General features: G+C 61.3%; 13 protein-coding genes. 5 read left to right on the top strand and 8 right to left on the bottom strand.

Translation table 11 applies throughout. The annotated features are described in order from the left end of the window. Window positions 1–7 precede the first annotated feature (7 nt). From H8F21_RS19395 to H8F21_RS19380, 4 genes are all read left to right on the top strand, one after another. The gene (locus tag H8F21_RS19395) at window positions 8–1,810 is read left to right on the top strand and encodes a HAMP domain-containing protein (RefSeq protein ID WP_203478453.1); all 1,803 of its coding nucleotides are present in this window, start codon (window positions 8–10) and stop codon (window positions 1,808–1,810) included. After that, window positions 1,807–2,451, top strand: a complete 645-nt coding sequence (gene narL / locus H8F21_RS19390; protein WP_136475682.1) for a two-component system response regulator NarL — start codon at window positions 1,807–1,809, stop codon at window positions 2,449–2,451. Before H8F21_RS19395 ends, narL begins: the two co-directional genes overlap by 4 nt. A 78-nt stretch (window positions 2,452–2,529) precedes the next feature. Continuing rightward, complete coding sequence (locus H8F21_RS19385; protein WP_136475681.1) at window positions 2,530–3,207, top strand: Crp/Fnr family transcriptional regulator; 678 nt, start codon at window positions 2,530–2,532, stop codon at window positions 3,205–3,207. Between the two features lie 24 nt (window positions 3,208–3,231). After that, window positions 3,232–3,600 (top strand): putative zinc-binding protein, encoded by a 369-nt coding sequence (locus H8F21_RS19380; RefSeq protein WP_203478454.1) that lies wholly within the window; start codon window positions 3,232–3,234, stop codon window positions 3,598–3,600. Between the two features lie 11 nt (window positions 3,601–3,611). Here the strand turns inward: H8F21_RS19380 and ubiT are convergent, their stop codons facing one another. The 7 genes from ubiT to norR form a co-directional block, all read right to left on the bottom strand. Further along, complete coding sequence (gene ubiT / locus H8F21_RS19375) at window positions 3,612–4,082, bottom strand: ubiquinone anaerobic biosynthesis accessory factor UbiT (RefSeq protein WP_203478457.1); 471 nt, start codon at window positions 4,080–4,082, stop codon at window positions 3,612–3,614. After that, window positions 4,076–4,966: a U32 family peptidase gene (locus H8F21_RS19370; RefSeq protein WP_203478459.1), complete on the bottom strand. Its 891-nt coding sequence runs from the start codon at window positions 4,964–4,966 to the stop codon at window positions 4,076–4,078. The genes ubiT and H8F21_RS19370 overlap by 7 nt, the downstream gene beginning before the upstream one ends. Window positions 4,967–4,976: 10 nt before the next feature. Continuing rightward, window positions 4,977–5,972 carry a ubiquinone anaerobic biosynthesis protein UbiU gene (gene ubiU, locus H8F21_RS19365; RefSeq protein ID WP_203478461.1) on the bottom strand — a complete coding sequence of 332 codons (996 nt, stop codon included), beginning with the start codon at window positions 5,970–5,972 and terminating at the stop codon, window positions 4,977–4,979. A 132-nt stretch (window positions 5,973–6,104) separates the two neighbouring features. Further along, a complete protein-coding gene (locus H8F21_RS19360) occupies window positions 6,105–7,340 on the bottom strand; it encodes a molybdopterin molybdotransferase MoeA (protein WP_203478463.1) in 1,236 nt (411 codons plus the stop codon). Next, the gene (moaB, locus tag H8F21_RS19355) at window positions 7,337–7,891 is read right to left on the bottom strand and encodes a molybdenum cofactor biosynthesis protein B (RefSeq protein WP_203540983.1); all 555 of its coding nucleotides are present in this window, start codon (window positions 7,889–7,891) and stop codon (window positions 7,337–7,339) included. The genes H8F21_RS19360 and moaB overlap by 4 nt, the downstream gene beginning before the upstream one ends. A gap of 96 nt (window positions 7,892–7,987) precedes the next feature. Next, a complete protein-coding gene (gene pdxH / locus H8F21_RS19350; protein ID WP_203478632.1) occupies window positions 7,988–8,635 on the bottom strand; it encodes a pyridoxamine 5'-phosphate oxidase in 648 nt (215 codons plus the stop codon). Window positions 8,636–8,722: 87 nt separating this feature from the next. Further along, window positions 8,723–10,252 carry a nitric oxide reductase transcriptional regulator NorR gene (gene norR / locus H8F21_RS19345; protein ID WP_203478466.1) on the bottom strand — a complete coding sequence of 510 codons (1,530 nt, stop codon included), beginning with the start codon at window positions 10,250–10,252 and terminating at the stop codon, window positions 8,723–8,725. A 154-nt stretch (window positions 10,253–10,406) separates the two neighbouring features. Here norR and ytfE point away from each other — a divergent pair, with 154 nt between their 5' ends. Next, entirely contained in the window at window positions 10,407–11,081 is a 675-nt protein-coding gene (gene ytfE / locus H8F21_RS19340) for an iron-sulfur cluster repair protein YtfE (protein ID WP_203478468.1), read from the top strand. Between the two features lie 33 nt (window positions 11,082–11,114). Here ytfE and H8F21_RS19335 read toward each other — a convergent pair whose 3' ends face one another. Beyond that, window positions 11,115–12,290 carry a sugar transporter gene (locus tag H8F21_RS19335; RefSeq protein ID WP_203478470.1) on the bottom strand — a complete coding sequence of 392 codons (1,176 nt, stop codon included), beginning with the start codon at window positions 12,288–12,290 and terminating at the stop codon, window positions 11,115–11,117. Between the last annotated feature and the right edge of the window lie 241 nt (window positions 12,291–12,531).

Raw genomic sequence — 12,531 nt, 5'->3', positions numbered from 1 at the left:
TGCGGACATGATCCGCTGGCTGCGTAGCTCGTTGCCCGCCCGAGCCGGTCTCGCCGTTATCCTGATCGCCGTGCTGGCGCTGGCGAGTTCCTTGAGCGCTGGTCTGATCGCCTGGTTCAGCCAGGGTGATGCGGCGGCGATCAACACCGCAGGCTCGGTGCGCATGGAAACATACCGCCTGAGCTGGAAACTGGCCTCCGGCGCCAACGCCGATGAAATCGCCCACGTCAGCCAAAGCCTGCAACAGCGCCTCAATAGCCAGACCTTGAAGGCCGTACTGGAAGACGGCAGCAACAAGGCCGTCGACGCCAGCTACCAACAACTGCTGGCGTACTGGCGCGACACCTTGAATCCGGCGCTGGAACGCGGCGATGCCATGGCATTCCAGGCCAACGCCCTACCCTTCATCGAACAACTCAACCATTTCGTCAACTTGCTGCAGCGCCAGAGCGAACATAAACAGACCTGGCAACAGATGATCCAGGGCGCGGCCCTGTTCATCACCATGATCGTCCTGCTCATTGGCCTGTACGAACTGCAGAGCAGCGTTATCAGCCCGCTGCAGGAATTGGTGGATGCGACCCAGCGCTTTCGCCGTGGCGAGTTCCAGGCTCGGGTCAATCACCAATCCGAAGATGAGTTGGGTCAACTGGCCACCAGCTTCAACGCCATGGCCGAAACCATCGAGCAGTCCCATCGCACGCTGGAATCCCAGGTCCAGCAAAAAACCTTGAACCTGCAACAAGCCAACGCCGCGCTGGAGTTGCTGTACCAGAGCAGCGCTAGCCTGGCCACGCGCCTGGCCAACGCCGAAGGTCTGGATGAACTGATCCGGCGCTTCCAGCAGCGCCTGCCCGGCCTGCGCCTGTCGCTTTGCCTGCAGGGCCAATTACAAGCGCCGGCCCAGCAATTACTCGCCCTGCATGGCGCCGACAGCCGCAGAATCTGCGCCAGCACCGACTGCGCAACGTGCCAGCGCCATGTGCAACTCAAACCGCATGTCTACAGCATCAGCAACCAGGGCAGCACCCTGGGTGAGCTCAAGGCACACTTTATCGATGGCCACGCTCCGCAGGCCTGGGAGACTCAACTTATCCAGGCCTTGGCCAACCTGATCGGCACCTCGCTGTCACTCAAACGCCAGCGCGAGCAAGACCACCGCCTGCTGTTGCTCGAAGAGCGCGCCATTATTGCCCGCGAGCTGCATGACTCGCTGGCCCAGGCCCTTTCGTACATGAAACTGCAGGTCAGCCGCATGCAAACCCTGATGCGCCGTGGCGAATCGGTAGAGACCCTGGAGAGCGTGACTGCCGAGCTGCGCGAAGGCCTGAACAATGCCTACCGCCAGTTGCGCGAGCTGCTGACCACCTTCCGCCTGCAGATCCAGGACGCAGGCTTGGTCCAGGGCCTCAAGGACACCACCCAGGAATTCAGCCGTCGCGGCGATTTCCAGGTTCACCTGAAAGTCGACAACCTGGCCTTCGAGCTGTCAGCCAGCGAGCAGATCCACATCCTGCAGATCACCCGTGAGGCGCTGTCCAATTGCCTGCGCCACGCCCACGCCCAGAACGCCTGGCTGGAGTTGCGTCAGGAGGGAGAAATCGTACGCCTGTCCATCGAAGACGACGGCCGCGGCTTCGTCGGCAGTCGTGATCCGCGTGAGCACCATGGCCTGCACATCATGGATGAACGCGCTCGCAGCCTGCACGGCCACCTGCAAATACTCTCCAGGGACCCGCAAGGTACCCTCGTCCAGATGGAGTTCCGACCGGAATTTCTCGGGCAACCCTTACAAGGAAACATCTCATGAACATGCCCGTGCGCTGCCGTATTCTCCTGGTCGATGACCACCCCATGATGCGTCGCGGCATCCGCCAGATGCTCGAACTTGAAGACGACTTCGACATCGTTGGCGAAGCCAATCATGGTGAAGAAGCGCTGGCCATGATCGAGCCGCTGCAACCGGATCTGGTCCTGCTGGACAACAACATGCCGCAGATGAACGGCATCGAGACCCTGCGCCACCTGCGCGCCCAGGCCTATACCGGCAAGGTCCTGCTGTTCACCGTCTCCGATGCCGAAGACGACATCCGTGACGCCCTGCGCCTGGACGCCGACGGCTACTTGCTCAAGGACATGGAGCCGGAACTGCTGATCCAGTACATCCGTGATGCCATGAACGGGTCCCTGGTGATCAGCCCGGGACTTACCCAAGTCATGGCCCAGGCGCTGCGTTCACCGCCACGCCAACCGGAGGTAGAACTCACCGAGCGCGAGCGCCAGGTGCTCAAGACCATCGCCAGCGGCTACAGCAACAAAGTCATTGGCCACAAACTGGGGATCACCGAAGGCACGGTCAAAGTTCATGTGAAGAATCTGCTGCACAAGCTGGGCCTGCGCTCGCGGGTCGAGGCCGCAGTATGGGCCATGGAGCACCTGCGCCAGGGCTGACTGCCCCTTTGGAGGTAGGCCGGCGGAGGCATAGGCCGCAAGTCCCCGCAGGTCTACCATACCGGCAGGAGGTACTCCATGCTGACCAACCCTTCCCTTGTACTGTTTTTGCGCCGCCACCACCTATTCAGCAACCTGCCCGAACGCGTTTTCGAACAGGTCTGTGGTTTGGCCTTGCAGCGTCGCCTGAGTTGCCACGACACCCTCATGCACCAGGGTGACCCGGCCAAACGTTTCTTTCTTCTGGTCAGTGGCCAGATCAAGCTGTATCGCATCACCGCCCAGGGCCAGGAGAATCTCGTCGAGATCATCCAGCCCGGGCAATCCTTTGCCGAAGCCCTGCTGTTCAGCCAGACCCGCTATTACCCGGTCAGCGCCACTGCGCTCAAGGACAGCGTGGTGGTCAGCATCGAAGGCAGCCACTACCGCAATGCCCTGGAAGATCAGCCACAAGTGTGCCTGGCAATCCTGGCCAGTATGAGCATCCACCTGCATCAACGGCTCAAGGACATCGACACCTTGACCCTGGCCAGCGCCAGCCAACGGGTTATCAACTTCTTGCTGCAGGAACAGGACCCGGAGGATGGCCGCGTGCTGCTGCAGGTGTCTAAACGCCTGGTTGCCTCGAAACTGGGCATCCAGCCGGAAACCTTTTCACGCATCCTCCATCGCCTGGTGGAGAACGGCCTGATTGCCATGGAGCGTCGCGACATCCGCATCTTGGCAAACGATGCGCTGGCCGACTATCAGGTCTGATCGGCCTACCACTGGAGAGCCTTCATGTCTCGCACTACCCTGCCCCTGGTGTACTCCTGCTCCGGCTGTTCCAACGTTGCGCAACTGGCCAATGACGTGGCACTGCGCCTGGACCGCGAGGGTCTGGCACAGATGTCCTGCATTGTCGGGGTGGGTGGGCAGGTGCCGGCGCTGGTCAATCTGGCCCGTTCAGGACGGCCGATTCTGGCGCTCGATGGTTGCCCACTGGAGTGCGTCGCCAGTTGCCTGCACCTGCACGGCCTGCAGGCGGACCAGCATCTGATCCTCAGCCAAATGGGCCTGCGCAAGCGTTACGGGGAGGATTGCAGCCCGGCGCAGGCCGATGAGGTGTTCGCCGAGATCCGCCAGTTGCTGGCGGATCACATGGTCTGAGCGCGAGCGGCTTAGCCTGTGGCCAAGCCCTTGCCCGCCCGCTCCAGATTGCGCCACAGCCAAACTGGCAACACGTCAGGGTCGAGGCTGTCGATCAGGTTTTTCAGGGTTAGCCCCAGCTCGGTGTCCCCTTCAATCACCAAACGCCGCCTGAAGAACAGCGTATCAGGATCTTCCTGACGGCTGGCCAGCAGCAGAAATTCACGCCAGTTGCCGCGAATGGTCACATCGGCCTTGGCTTGCGCGGCTATCTGCAAACCATAAATGGTGCGGGTCACGTACCAGCTCAAATCCAGATCGGGAATACGCAGGCACAACCAGCGCCCACGCAGCAAATCGAAATCTCCGTTCTTCAGTGGCTCGGCCAGGCAACGATTAAGCGCCTGCTGCAATGCTACGCGCTGCAGCACAAATGGCACCCGACGGATCAGTGGAAGCACCCGGTCGGCGCCACGCAGTAGCCATTCCTTTCGATTCAACACAGGCCCACCTCCTCTACTCGCAGCATTCCTGCCTGTCCATGCCAGTAACCATTGCAGCCCTCTACGTGCAGCGGCGGCATTTCACCCTGGCGCACACGATCGAAGGCTTCGACCACCTCGACCATACCCTCGGCGCGCGGGCTCAAACGCAACATGTCCGCGCCGCTGGCCGTGAGCCCGGCGTAGTCGGCCAACAGGTTAGTGACCTCGGCCGACATGGTCTGGATGCCGTTGAGGGTGAACAGTGGCTGACCCTCCTGGCTACTCAGGGCCAGGCCATCGGGATAGTTCAGGCAGCAGAACTGGCAGTCGTCCTTGGGCCGATTCTCGGCACGCGCAGTGAAGCAGCGCGCCGAATACGCCAGCGGCAAGTGCCCATAGGCAAAGACTTCGACCTCCGGCAAATCGCGTCCCAGCCCCTTGAGCTGATCGAGTATCGAGCGAATCAGTGCTGCCGAACATTCCACTGGCGGCACCCAACGAATCAGGCCGCAGGACTGCATCTGCGCCAGGGCATGACCGTTATACAGGTTGAGCGCCGGGCCGCCGACGAAGGACAATTTGCGCTCGGCCAGAAACTGCACCGCGCCCATGTCGTTGGCTTCCACCAGCAACTGGCCGTTGTCGCACAAGCGCCGCAGGCTGGAGAGTTCCGAGGCGGCCTCGACCAGGGTCAGGCTCGACAGGACAATCTGCGCCTGACTGACGCTTTGCAGTTCACGCGCCAGGCCCAACCAATGATCCAGGCCCATGGCCCGGCGTTTTGAACAGACGGTTTCACCCAGGTAGATGACATCCAGCGGTAAGCCGGCCATCTCGGAATAGAAACGTCCCAATTGCTCTTTGTCCCAGTAGTACAGGACAGGTCCCAGGCTGAGTTTCATGTCCAGTCCCTCATTGCCATGATCGATGGTAGGCACCCAGGGTGGTCTGGCTGCCTTCGGACAGACCAGCCAGCACTTTGCGCCACTGATCTTTGACTGCGAAGCGCTCGGGCGCCTGGCGATGAGAATCAAGCGCCGCACGCCACACCTGAGTGACCTGTTCGACGTAGGCGGGGCTGCGCTGGCGGCCCTCGATCTTGACCGCCTCTACCCCCATGGCCACCAACTCCGGCAGCAGATCAAGGGTATCCAGACTGGTGGGCTCTTCAAGGGCATGGAAGCGCTTGCCCCCCACCAGGAAACGGCCCTTGCACAAGGTCGGATAACCGGCAGGTTCCTGCGGGCTGTAACGATCGATGAGCACTTCGCTCAGGCGGGCGCTCAAACCATCGCTGTCCTCACTCCAGCGCACGGCCTTGGCCGGCGAGCACACCCCGCACAGGTTCGGTGACTCACCGGTGATATACGACGATAAGTGGCAACGGCCTTCGGCCATGATGCACAAACTGCCAAACGCAAAAACTTCAATGGGTACTGTGCTGTTGGCGGCGACCTGACGCACCTGCGCCAGCGACAGTACGCGCGGCAACACCGCCCGGCGGATGTTGTAGTGCTGGGCATAGAACGCCAGGGCACTGGCGTTGGTGGCCGAGCCCTGTACCGACAGGTGCAGGTTCAGGTTGGGATGGCGCTGGCTGGCATAGCCCAGAACGCCGGGGTCGGCGGCAATCAGCGCATCAACGCCATAGTCGGCGGCGCGATCCACTGCCCGTTGCCATCGTTCCCAGCCTTGGGGTTGCGGGTAGGTATTGACCGCGACATAGAGTTTGCGTTGGTGTTGGCGGATATGGGCGACGGCGGCGTCAAACTGCTTGTCGTCCATGTTCAGTCCGGCAAAGTGCCGGGCGTTGGTGTCATCGCGAAAGCCGACGTAGACAGCATCGGCGCCTTGGCGCACCGCCGCTTTGAGCGCAGGCAGATTCCCTGCCGGGCAGACCAGTTGCATGGGTACTCCTCATCAAAGAACTTGTCTCGACCCCGCCTCCGATGCGTAACGCGAGCAGGCCCGGTGCAATCGAAAATGCGCCGCCAGTCTAGCCAGACCGACGGCGCAGGCCTTGACGGCAATCAAGGCTCATTACTGCATGAGTTCAGCGAAAGACAGGAAGGTCACACTGTCGTGCTCGTGGACCAATTGCTCGCACTCCACCACCGCCAGGCCATCGGCCCAACAGGCTGCCGCGAGCATCGCCGAGCTTTGCTGCGGGTGCAGTTGGATACTCGGCTGGCCATTTTCCTGCAGCGTCAAACGGGCGCGCAGGTACTGCCGGCGCTTATTGCGCTGCAACCAGTCGAAGCCTGCCGGCATGGCCATCGGCCGCGGCGATACATCACGTACACCCTGGGCTCTGAGCAAAAACGGACGAACAACTATCAGGGCGGTGATCAATGCCGCGGCAGGGTTGCCAGGCATACCGATCCAGGGCTTGCCCGCCACTTGCCCAAAGGCCAGCGGCTTGCCCGGTTGAATCGCCAGGCGCCAGAGATCCAGCCTGCCCAAGGTCTCGATGGCGTGTTTGAGGTGGTCTTCCTCGCCAACCGAGACACCGCCGGAGCTGAGCATCAGATCGCACTCAGAGGCGGCCAGGCTCAAGGCGTGACAGCTGGCGGAAAGATCATCGGCCATTACCCCATAGTCATGGACCTCGACACCCCAGCCTTGCAAGAGCGCCGACAGGCAATAGCGATTGCTGTTGTAGATTTGCCCCGGCGCCAGGGGTTGACCGGGTTCACGCAGCTCATCGCCGCTACTGAGCAGGCACACACGCAAGGGACGATAGACGTCCACCCAACGCACCCCGGCAGCAGCCAGCAGGCCCAACTCCTGGGCACGCAGGCGTTTACCGGCCTGGAGCAGCAGGTAGCCCTTGCGCATTTCCTCGCCCGCCTTGCGCACGTGATCGCCGAGGCTTGCCGCCGGCAGCCAGACCTGATCGTCTTCGACCCGACAAAGCTCCTGCGGCACGACGGTGTCGGCGCCCGGTGGCAACGGCGCCCCGGTAAAAATGCGCACGGCCTGCCCCTCCAGCAGCGGCGTAGTAGCCGCCTGCCCCGCGGCGATGCGCCCGGCCAGCTTCAGGCAACCACCCGCAGCAGGAAGATCAACTGCGCGAAAGGCGAAGCCATCCATCGCGCTGTTGTCCCAACCTGGAAGGTCGAGCGGTGAGTGGATATCCACTGCCAGTACCCGGCCCAAAGCTTTCTCCAACAACACGCTTTGCGCTGCCGGAGGGGGCGGCACCTGTTCGAGCAAGTGAGCGATTGCCTGATCGACCGGCATCAACTTGCCGCTGTCACATACTTTATGGCTCATGGGCGGCCCCCACAGGCCTCGATTACCTGGTCAGCCTGGACCTTCAGATGCGGGGCGAAATTGCACGGCCCGGTGCGGCTGTCGAGTTGTCCAAGCAGGATCTGGTTCCAGGCGGTGCGACAGGCTCCAGGCGAACCTGGAACACAGCACACCAGCACACCGTTGCTCATTCCGGCCAGCGCCCGCGACTGCAGGCTGGACATGCCGATTTCCGCCAGCGAAACCTGACGGAACAACTCACCAAAGCCTTCCACGTGTTTATCGAGCAGTGGCTCGACCGCTTGCGGCGTGTTGTCGCGTGCGGTAAATCCGGTGCCGCCGGTGGTCAGCACAACCTGCACCTTGGGGTCGGCAATCCAGCGCGAAATCGTGGCCCGAATCTGGTAGATATCGTCCTTGACCAAGTCGCGATCAACCAACTGATGCCCGGCTGTCTGCAACAAATCGCACAGCGTCTGGCCCGAGGTGTCGTTGTCAAAGCTGCGTGTATCGCTGATGGTCAGTACCGCAATGTTCAGCGGCTGAAAGGTGTGTTGCGCCAGATGGGCCATGTGCGGACCCTCCCTTAGTGTGAATGCGCCAAAGCCTGAACCGAAACCGCCAGCGAACCTATTCCTCCAAGGAGGTACCTCTAGCGGAAGTGGCGTTCAAGGGGCCAGGCGGCTGCGCTGCCACACCCCGCCCTGCAGGCGGTAGTCCAGGCGGTCATGCAGACGATCGGCGCGGCCCTGCCAGAACTCCATGCGTTCAGGCCGCAGGCAGTAGCCGCCCCAGTGCTGCGGACGCTGCAGCGGTTGGTCGACGAAGCGGCGAATGGTTTGCGCCAGCAATTCCTCCAGCGCCGCCCGGTTGGTGAGTACCTGGCTTTGTGGCGACGCCCAGGCGCCGAGGCGACTGGCAACAGGGCGGGAGTCGAAATACTCATCGCTGAGCTGGGTTGAAAGCCGTTCGACCTGCCCCTCAATGCGCACCTGGCGCTCAAGGCCCGGCCAGAAGAAGGTCATGGCCGCCCAAGGGTTGGCATCCAGTTCCTGGCCCTTGGCGCTCTGGTAATTGCCGAAGAAGGTAAAGCCCTCCGCGCTCAAGCCCTTGAGCAACAGCACGCGGCCATGAGGCCGGCCCTGACTGTCGACAGTCGCCAGGTGCATACTGTTGGCCTCCACCGGAGCGCACTCGGTTTCCCGTGCCTGTATCAGCCATTGCTCGAACATCTGTAAAGGATCGTGCGCCGCGGCGTCTTCCTGCAGGCCTCCAAGGGTGTAGTTGCGACGCATCTGTGCCAGGGACAGGGGCAAGGGCATGACGGTGATCTCCGGTGGATGGAGTGCGCAGTCTGTTGGCTTGCCCCGCTTCCCACCTTGACCGCCATCAACGTCGCACGCTTACTTCAAGCGCAGCCGCTTGGCCAGTTTATGCAGGTTGCTCGGATCGACGTGGAGTAACCGTGCGGCGCTGGCCCAATTGTTCTCGCTCAGTTCCAGCGCCTGAATGATGGTACGGCGCTGGCAGGCATCGACCGCCTCGCTCAGCGATGGTGGCGGCATACCCGGCACATGGCCTTGCTCTGGCAGCTCGGTATCGGCTGCAGCGGGCACGCTGGTGTCGAGATCGAGCACTTCTGGCTCCAGGGTAATGATCAGGCTGCGGCTGCCACCGCGACTGAGCTGCTTGAGGGCGGCTCGGCTGATAACGTGCTCAAGCTCGCGTACGTTACCTGGCCAATGGTAGGCCAAGAGCGCCCGCTCGGCGGCCGGCGACAGGCGCAAGCCGCGCAGGCCCAGGCGGGTACGATTGAGTTCGAGAAACTGGCCGGCAAGTATCAAGACATCGTTGTCACGCTCGCGCAACGGCGGAATCGGCACCGGGTAAACCGACAGGCGATGGTAGAGATCGGCGCGGAACAGGCCATCGCGAATACTGTCCGGCAGATGCCGATTGGTGGCGGCAATGATGCGCACATTCACATGCAGCGGTTTATCGGCGCCCAGACGCTGAATCTCACCGTTCTGCAACGTGCGCAGCAGCTTGGCTTGCACACTTAGCGGCAACTCGCCGACTTCATCGAGAAACAGCGTGCCGCCATTGGCCGCATCGAAGCGCCCGGCGCGGTCACTGTTGGCACCTGAAAACGCGCCTTTAACGTGACCGAACAGCTCGCTTTCAGCCAGCGACTCTGGCAAAGCGGCGCAATTGACCTGCACCAGCGGCTTATGGCTACGCCGGGAAATACGGTGCAGGCGCCGGGCGAATAGCTCCTTGCCCACACCGGTTTCACCCAGCAGCAATACCGGCAACTCCGAGTCAGCCAGCACGTCCAGCTCATTGAGCAACTGATGCATGACTTGGCTCTGACCAAGAATCTCGCCCTCCTGCACGGGCATGCGCAGGTCGGCAGGCTCGCTTCGTGACAGGCGCAGGCTGCGGTTTTCCTGTTCCAGCCGGGTAACCCTCAATGCCGCCTCGATCTGCAGCGTGCAGCATTTGAGCTCAATGCGCGAAGCATCATCGAAGGTCCCGGCCTGAAGCGCATCCAGGGTAATCGCGCCCCAGATCTGCCCCTCCACATACAGGCTTACACCCATGCAGTCATGTACCGCCAGGGGCTCATGAAGCGCCGTGTCGAGCAACCCGTCGTAAGGGTCGGGCAAGCGGCTGTCCGGCTCGAACCAGGTTGGCTCACGCGAGGCCATGATCGCGGCCAGGCGCGGATGCTGGGCAATGACAAAGCGCCGCCCAAGCGCCTCGTGCGCCAGACCGACGGTGGCCACGGGGCGCAAGCTGTCGTCATCGAGGCGCAACAGGCCCACTGCGCCGCATTTGAAGTACTCGCGCAGTGTCTGTACCAGCCGTTGCAGGCGCACAGCATTGGGCAACTCGACAACCAGATCGGCGGTTAAGCTTTCACGTTGCATGGTGTTAATGACCTCATGTGGTTGTATATACCCTGGCTCACTAGGGTGATTTTCACCACTGAAAAAAATAAACGCCATGATTTCAATCAGTTAAAAATGGCACAGGCAATGCAATCAGCAAGGTGACCTTTGCAATCCCTACCAAGGAACCCTGATGAGCCAGATACTTCTCGAAAAAAGCCTCGGTCAACTGGCCTGCGACATCCCCGGCGCGACTCGAATTTTTCACAGCTTCAACCTGGATTTTTGTTGCGGCGGGCAGAAAACCCTGCGCGAAGCGGCCTTGGGCAAACAACTGGACCCGACGCTGATCGCCGAAGCCCTGAGTAAGTTGCAAGACAGCGGTGCCAGCGCACAAGACTGGCGCCAATTGCCGGAAGCCGAGTTGATCGCGCACATTCTCTCGCGCTACCACGACCGTCACCGTCAACAATTGCCGGAGCTGATCCGCCTGGCACGCCGTGTAGAGCAGGTACATGGCGCACGCAGCTCCTGCCCCAACGGCTTGGCCAACCATCTTCAGGACATGCAGCAGGAACTAGAAGGCCACATGCTCAAGGAAGAACAAATTCTCTTCCCCCTGCTGCAACAAGGCGTAGGTGAGCGCGCCGCACCACCCATCAGAGTGTTGCGCCTGGAGCACGACCAGCACGGTGAAGCCCTGGACATCCTGTTGACGCTGACCAACAACATCAACCCACCTGCAGACGCCTGCAACACCTGGCGCGCCTTGTACCGTGGCCTGCTGGAGTTTCGCGATGACCTGATGCAGCACATTCACCTGGAAAACAATGTGCTGTTCATCAAAGCGCTCGATTCAGTGCACTGATTCAAGCCACTGTTCAACAGTGCGGGGAGGCGCTCAGGCGCAGCGGCTGAAGCGATAAGTCGTTACCCCGCACAACAACAAACCGATCAGCGCAAGCGATCCACCGACCAGGCCAATATTGGCCAAGCTCATGTGCACGCTGACCAGGCTACCGATCAAGGCTCCGGCGCCAATCCCGATATTGTAAATGCCGGAAAACATCGCCATGGCCACGTCGGTAGCATCCGACGCCAGCAGCAACACCTTGGACTGCAACGCCAAGCTGAAGCACATGATCGACACGCCCCAGAACATGCTCAAGGTGCCGAGCAGGCCGAAGTCCCCCGACAGGGGCAGCAACAGCAGCAAGCAGGTCGCCAGAATGCCAATAGCGGCCAGCAGGAAGCCGCTGGGGAAGCGTTCACTGTAACGGCTGAACAGCACCGACCCGAACACGCCTGCGCCACCAAACAGCAATAAAAGCAACGTAGTGCATTCGCCACTAACCTGCGCCACGTTCAAGGCGAACGGCTCGATATAGCTGTAAGCGGTGAATTGCGCGGCAATCACCAGGGCCACCAACACATACACGGTCACCAGTGCCGGGCGCTTGAACAGAACCGGCACACTGCGCAGAGAGCCCGAGTTCTGGCTCGGCAACAGCGGCAGCGACTTGACCAGGCAAATCAAGGTCGCCAACGCGACCCCGGCAATCACCAGGAAAGTGATGCGCCAGCCCAAGGCCTCGCCGACTACCCGACCCAGCGGAATGCCCATCACCATCGCCAGCGTCGTGCCGGTTGCCAGCAAGCCCAGTGCCTTGGCCTGTTGCCCCGGTGGCGCGACCCGTACCGCAAGGGATGCGGTAATAGCCCAGAACACGGCATGCGCCAACGCAATGCCAATACGACTGAGCAACAGAATGGCGAAGCTCTGCGCCAACCACGACAGCAAATGGCTGACGATAAACAGTACAAAGACAATGATCAGCAGCTTGCGCCGTTCGATATTGCGCGTCAGCAACATCATCGGCAGTGACGCCAGCGCTACCACCCAGGCGTAGATCGTCAGCATCAAGCCGACCTGGGCGGTGGACATCTGAAAACTTGCACCAATGTCGCTGAGCAGCGCCACCGGCACAAACTCGGTGGTATTGAAAATAAACGCCGCCAGGGCCAGGGCTATCACACTGAGCCAGCTGCCGGCTCGCGCATCCACGGGTGTATTCATCGTTGGGGGTGTTACTCCAGATCGATTGCAGATGCCGAACGCGAAATTGCGCCCAGCCTGAAGCACCCAGGCCCATCGGGCATGAGTGGAAGCGTGTGCGCTGAGGAATTGGTTATAAGTATGCGGAGTATCGCTTGCTGGCAAGGATAGTACGCCAGGACCCGGCCTGTCACAACCGCGCTGCTGGTCTGAACGACCAGGGCAGTTTCCATGGCCGCTGCTACACTGAACGCCGTGATAG

The sequence above is a fragment of the Pseudomonas arcuscaelestis genome (genome assembly GCF_016881005.1).
GTDB classification, from domain to species: domain Bacteria; phylum Pseudomonadota; class Gammaproteobacteria; order Pseudomonadales; family Pseudomonadaceae; genus Aquipseudomonas; species Aquipseudomonas arcuscaelestis.
Note: the sequence above shows the minus strand (reverse complement) of the source record. Positions and strands in the feature narration are given on the sequence as shown.

What these genes read in the sequence shown, in the direction of transcription:
- H8F21_RS19395 (WP_203478453.1), top strand. Translation starts at nt 8, where the DNA reads ATGATCCGCTGGCTGCGTAGCTCGTTGCCCGCCCGAGCCGGTCTCGCC.
- norR (WP_203478466.1), bottom strand. Translation starts at nt 10,252, where the DNA reads ATGCAACGTGAAAGCTTAACCGCCGATCTGGTTGTCGAGTTGCCCAAT.
- H8F21_RS19360 (WP_203478463.1), bottom strand. Translation starts at nt 7,340, where the DNA reads ATGAGCCATAAAGTATGTGACAGCGGCAAGTTGATGCCGGTCGATCAG.
- H8F21_RS19385 (WP_136475681.1), top strand. Translation starts at nt 2,530, where the DNA reads ATGCTGACCAACCCTTCCCTTGTACTGTTTTTGCGCCGCCACCACCTA.
- moaB (WP_203540983.1), bottom strand. Translation starts at nt 7,891, where the DNA reads ATGGCCCATCTGGCGCAACACACCTTTCAGCCGCTGAACATTGCGGTA.
- ytfE (WP_203478468.1), top strand. Translation starts at nt 10,407, where the DNA reads ATGAGCCAGATACTTCTCGAAAAAAGCCTCGGTCAACTGGCCTGCGAC.
- H8F21_RS19335 (WP_203478470.1), bottom strand. Translation starts at nt 12,290, where the DNA reads ATGAATACACCCGTGGATGCGCGAGCCGGCAGCTGGCTCAGTGTGATA.
- H8F21_RS19370 (WP_203478459.1), bottom strand. Translation starts at nt 4,966, where the DNA reads ATGAAACTCAGCCTGGGACCTGTCCTGTACTACTGGGACAAAGAGCAA.
- H8F21_RS19380 (WP_203478454.1), top strand. Translation starts at nt 3,232, where the DNA reads ATGTCTCGCACTACCCTGCCCCTGGTGTACTCCTGCTCCGGCTGTTCC.
- ubiU (WP_203478461.1), bottom strand. Translation starts at nt 5,972, where the DNA reads ATGCAACTGGTCTGCCCGGCAGGGAATCTGCCTGCGCTCAAAGCGGCG.
- narL (WP_136475682.1), top strand. Translation starts at nt 1,807, where the DNA reads ATGAACATGCCCGTGCGCTGCCGTATTCTCCTGGTCGATGACCACCCC.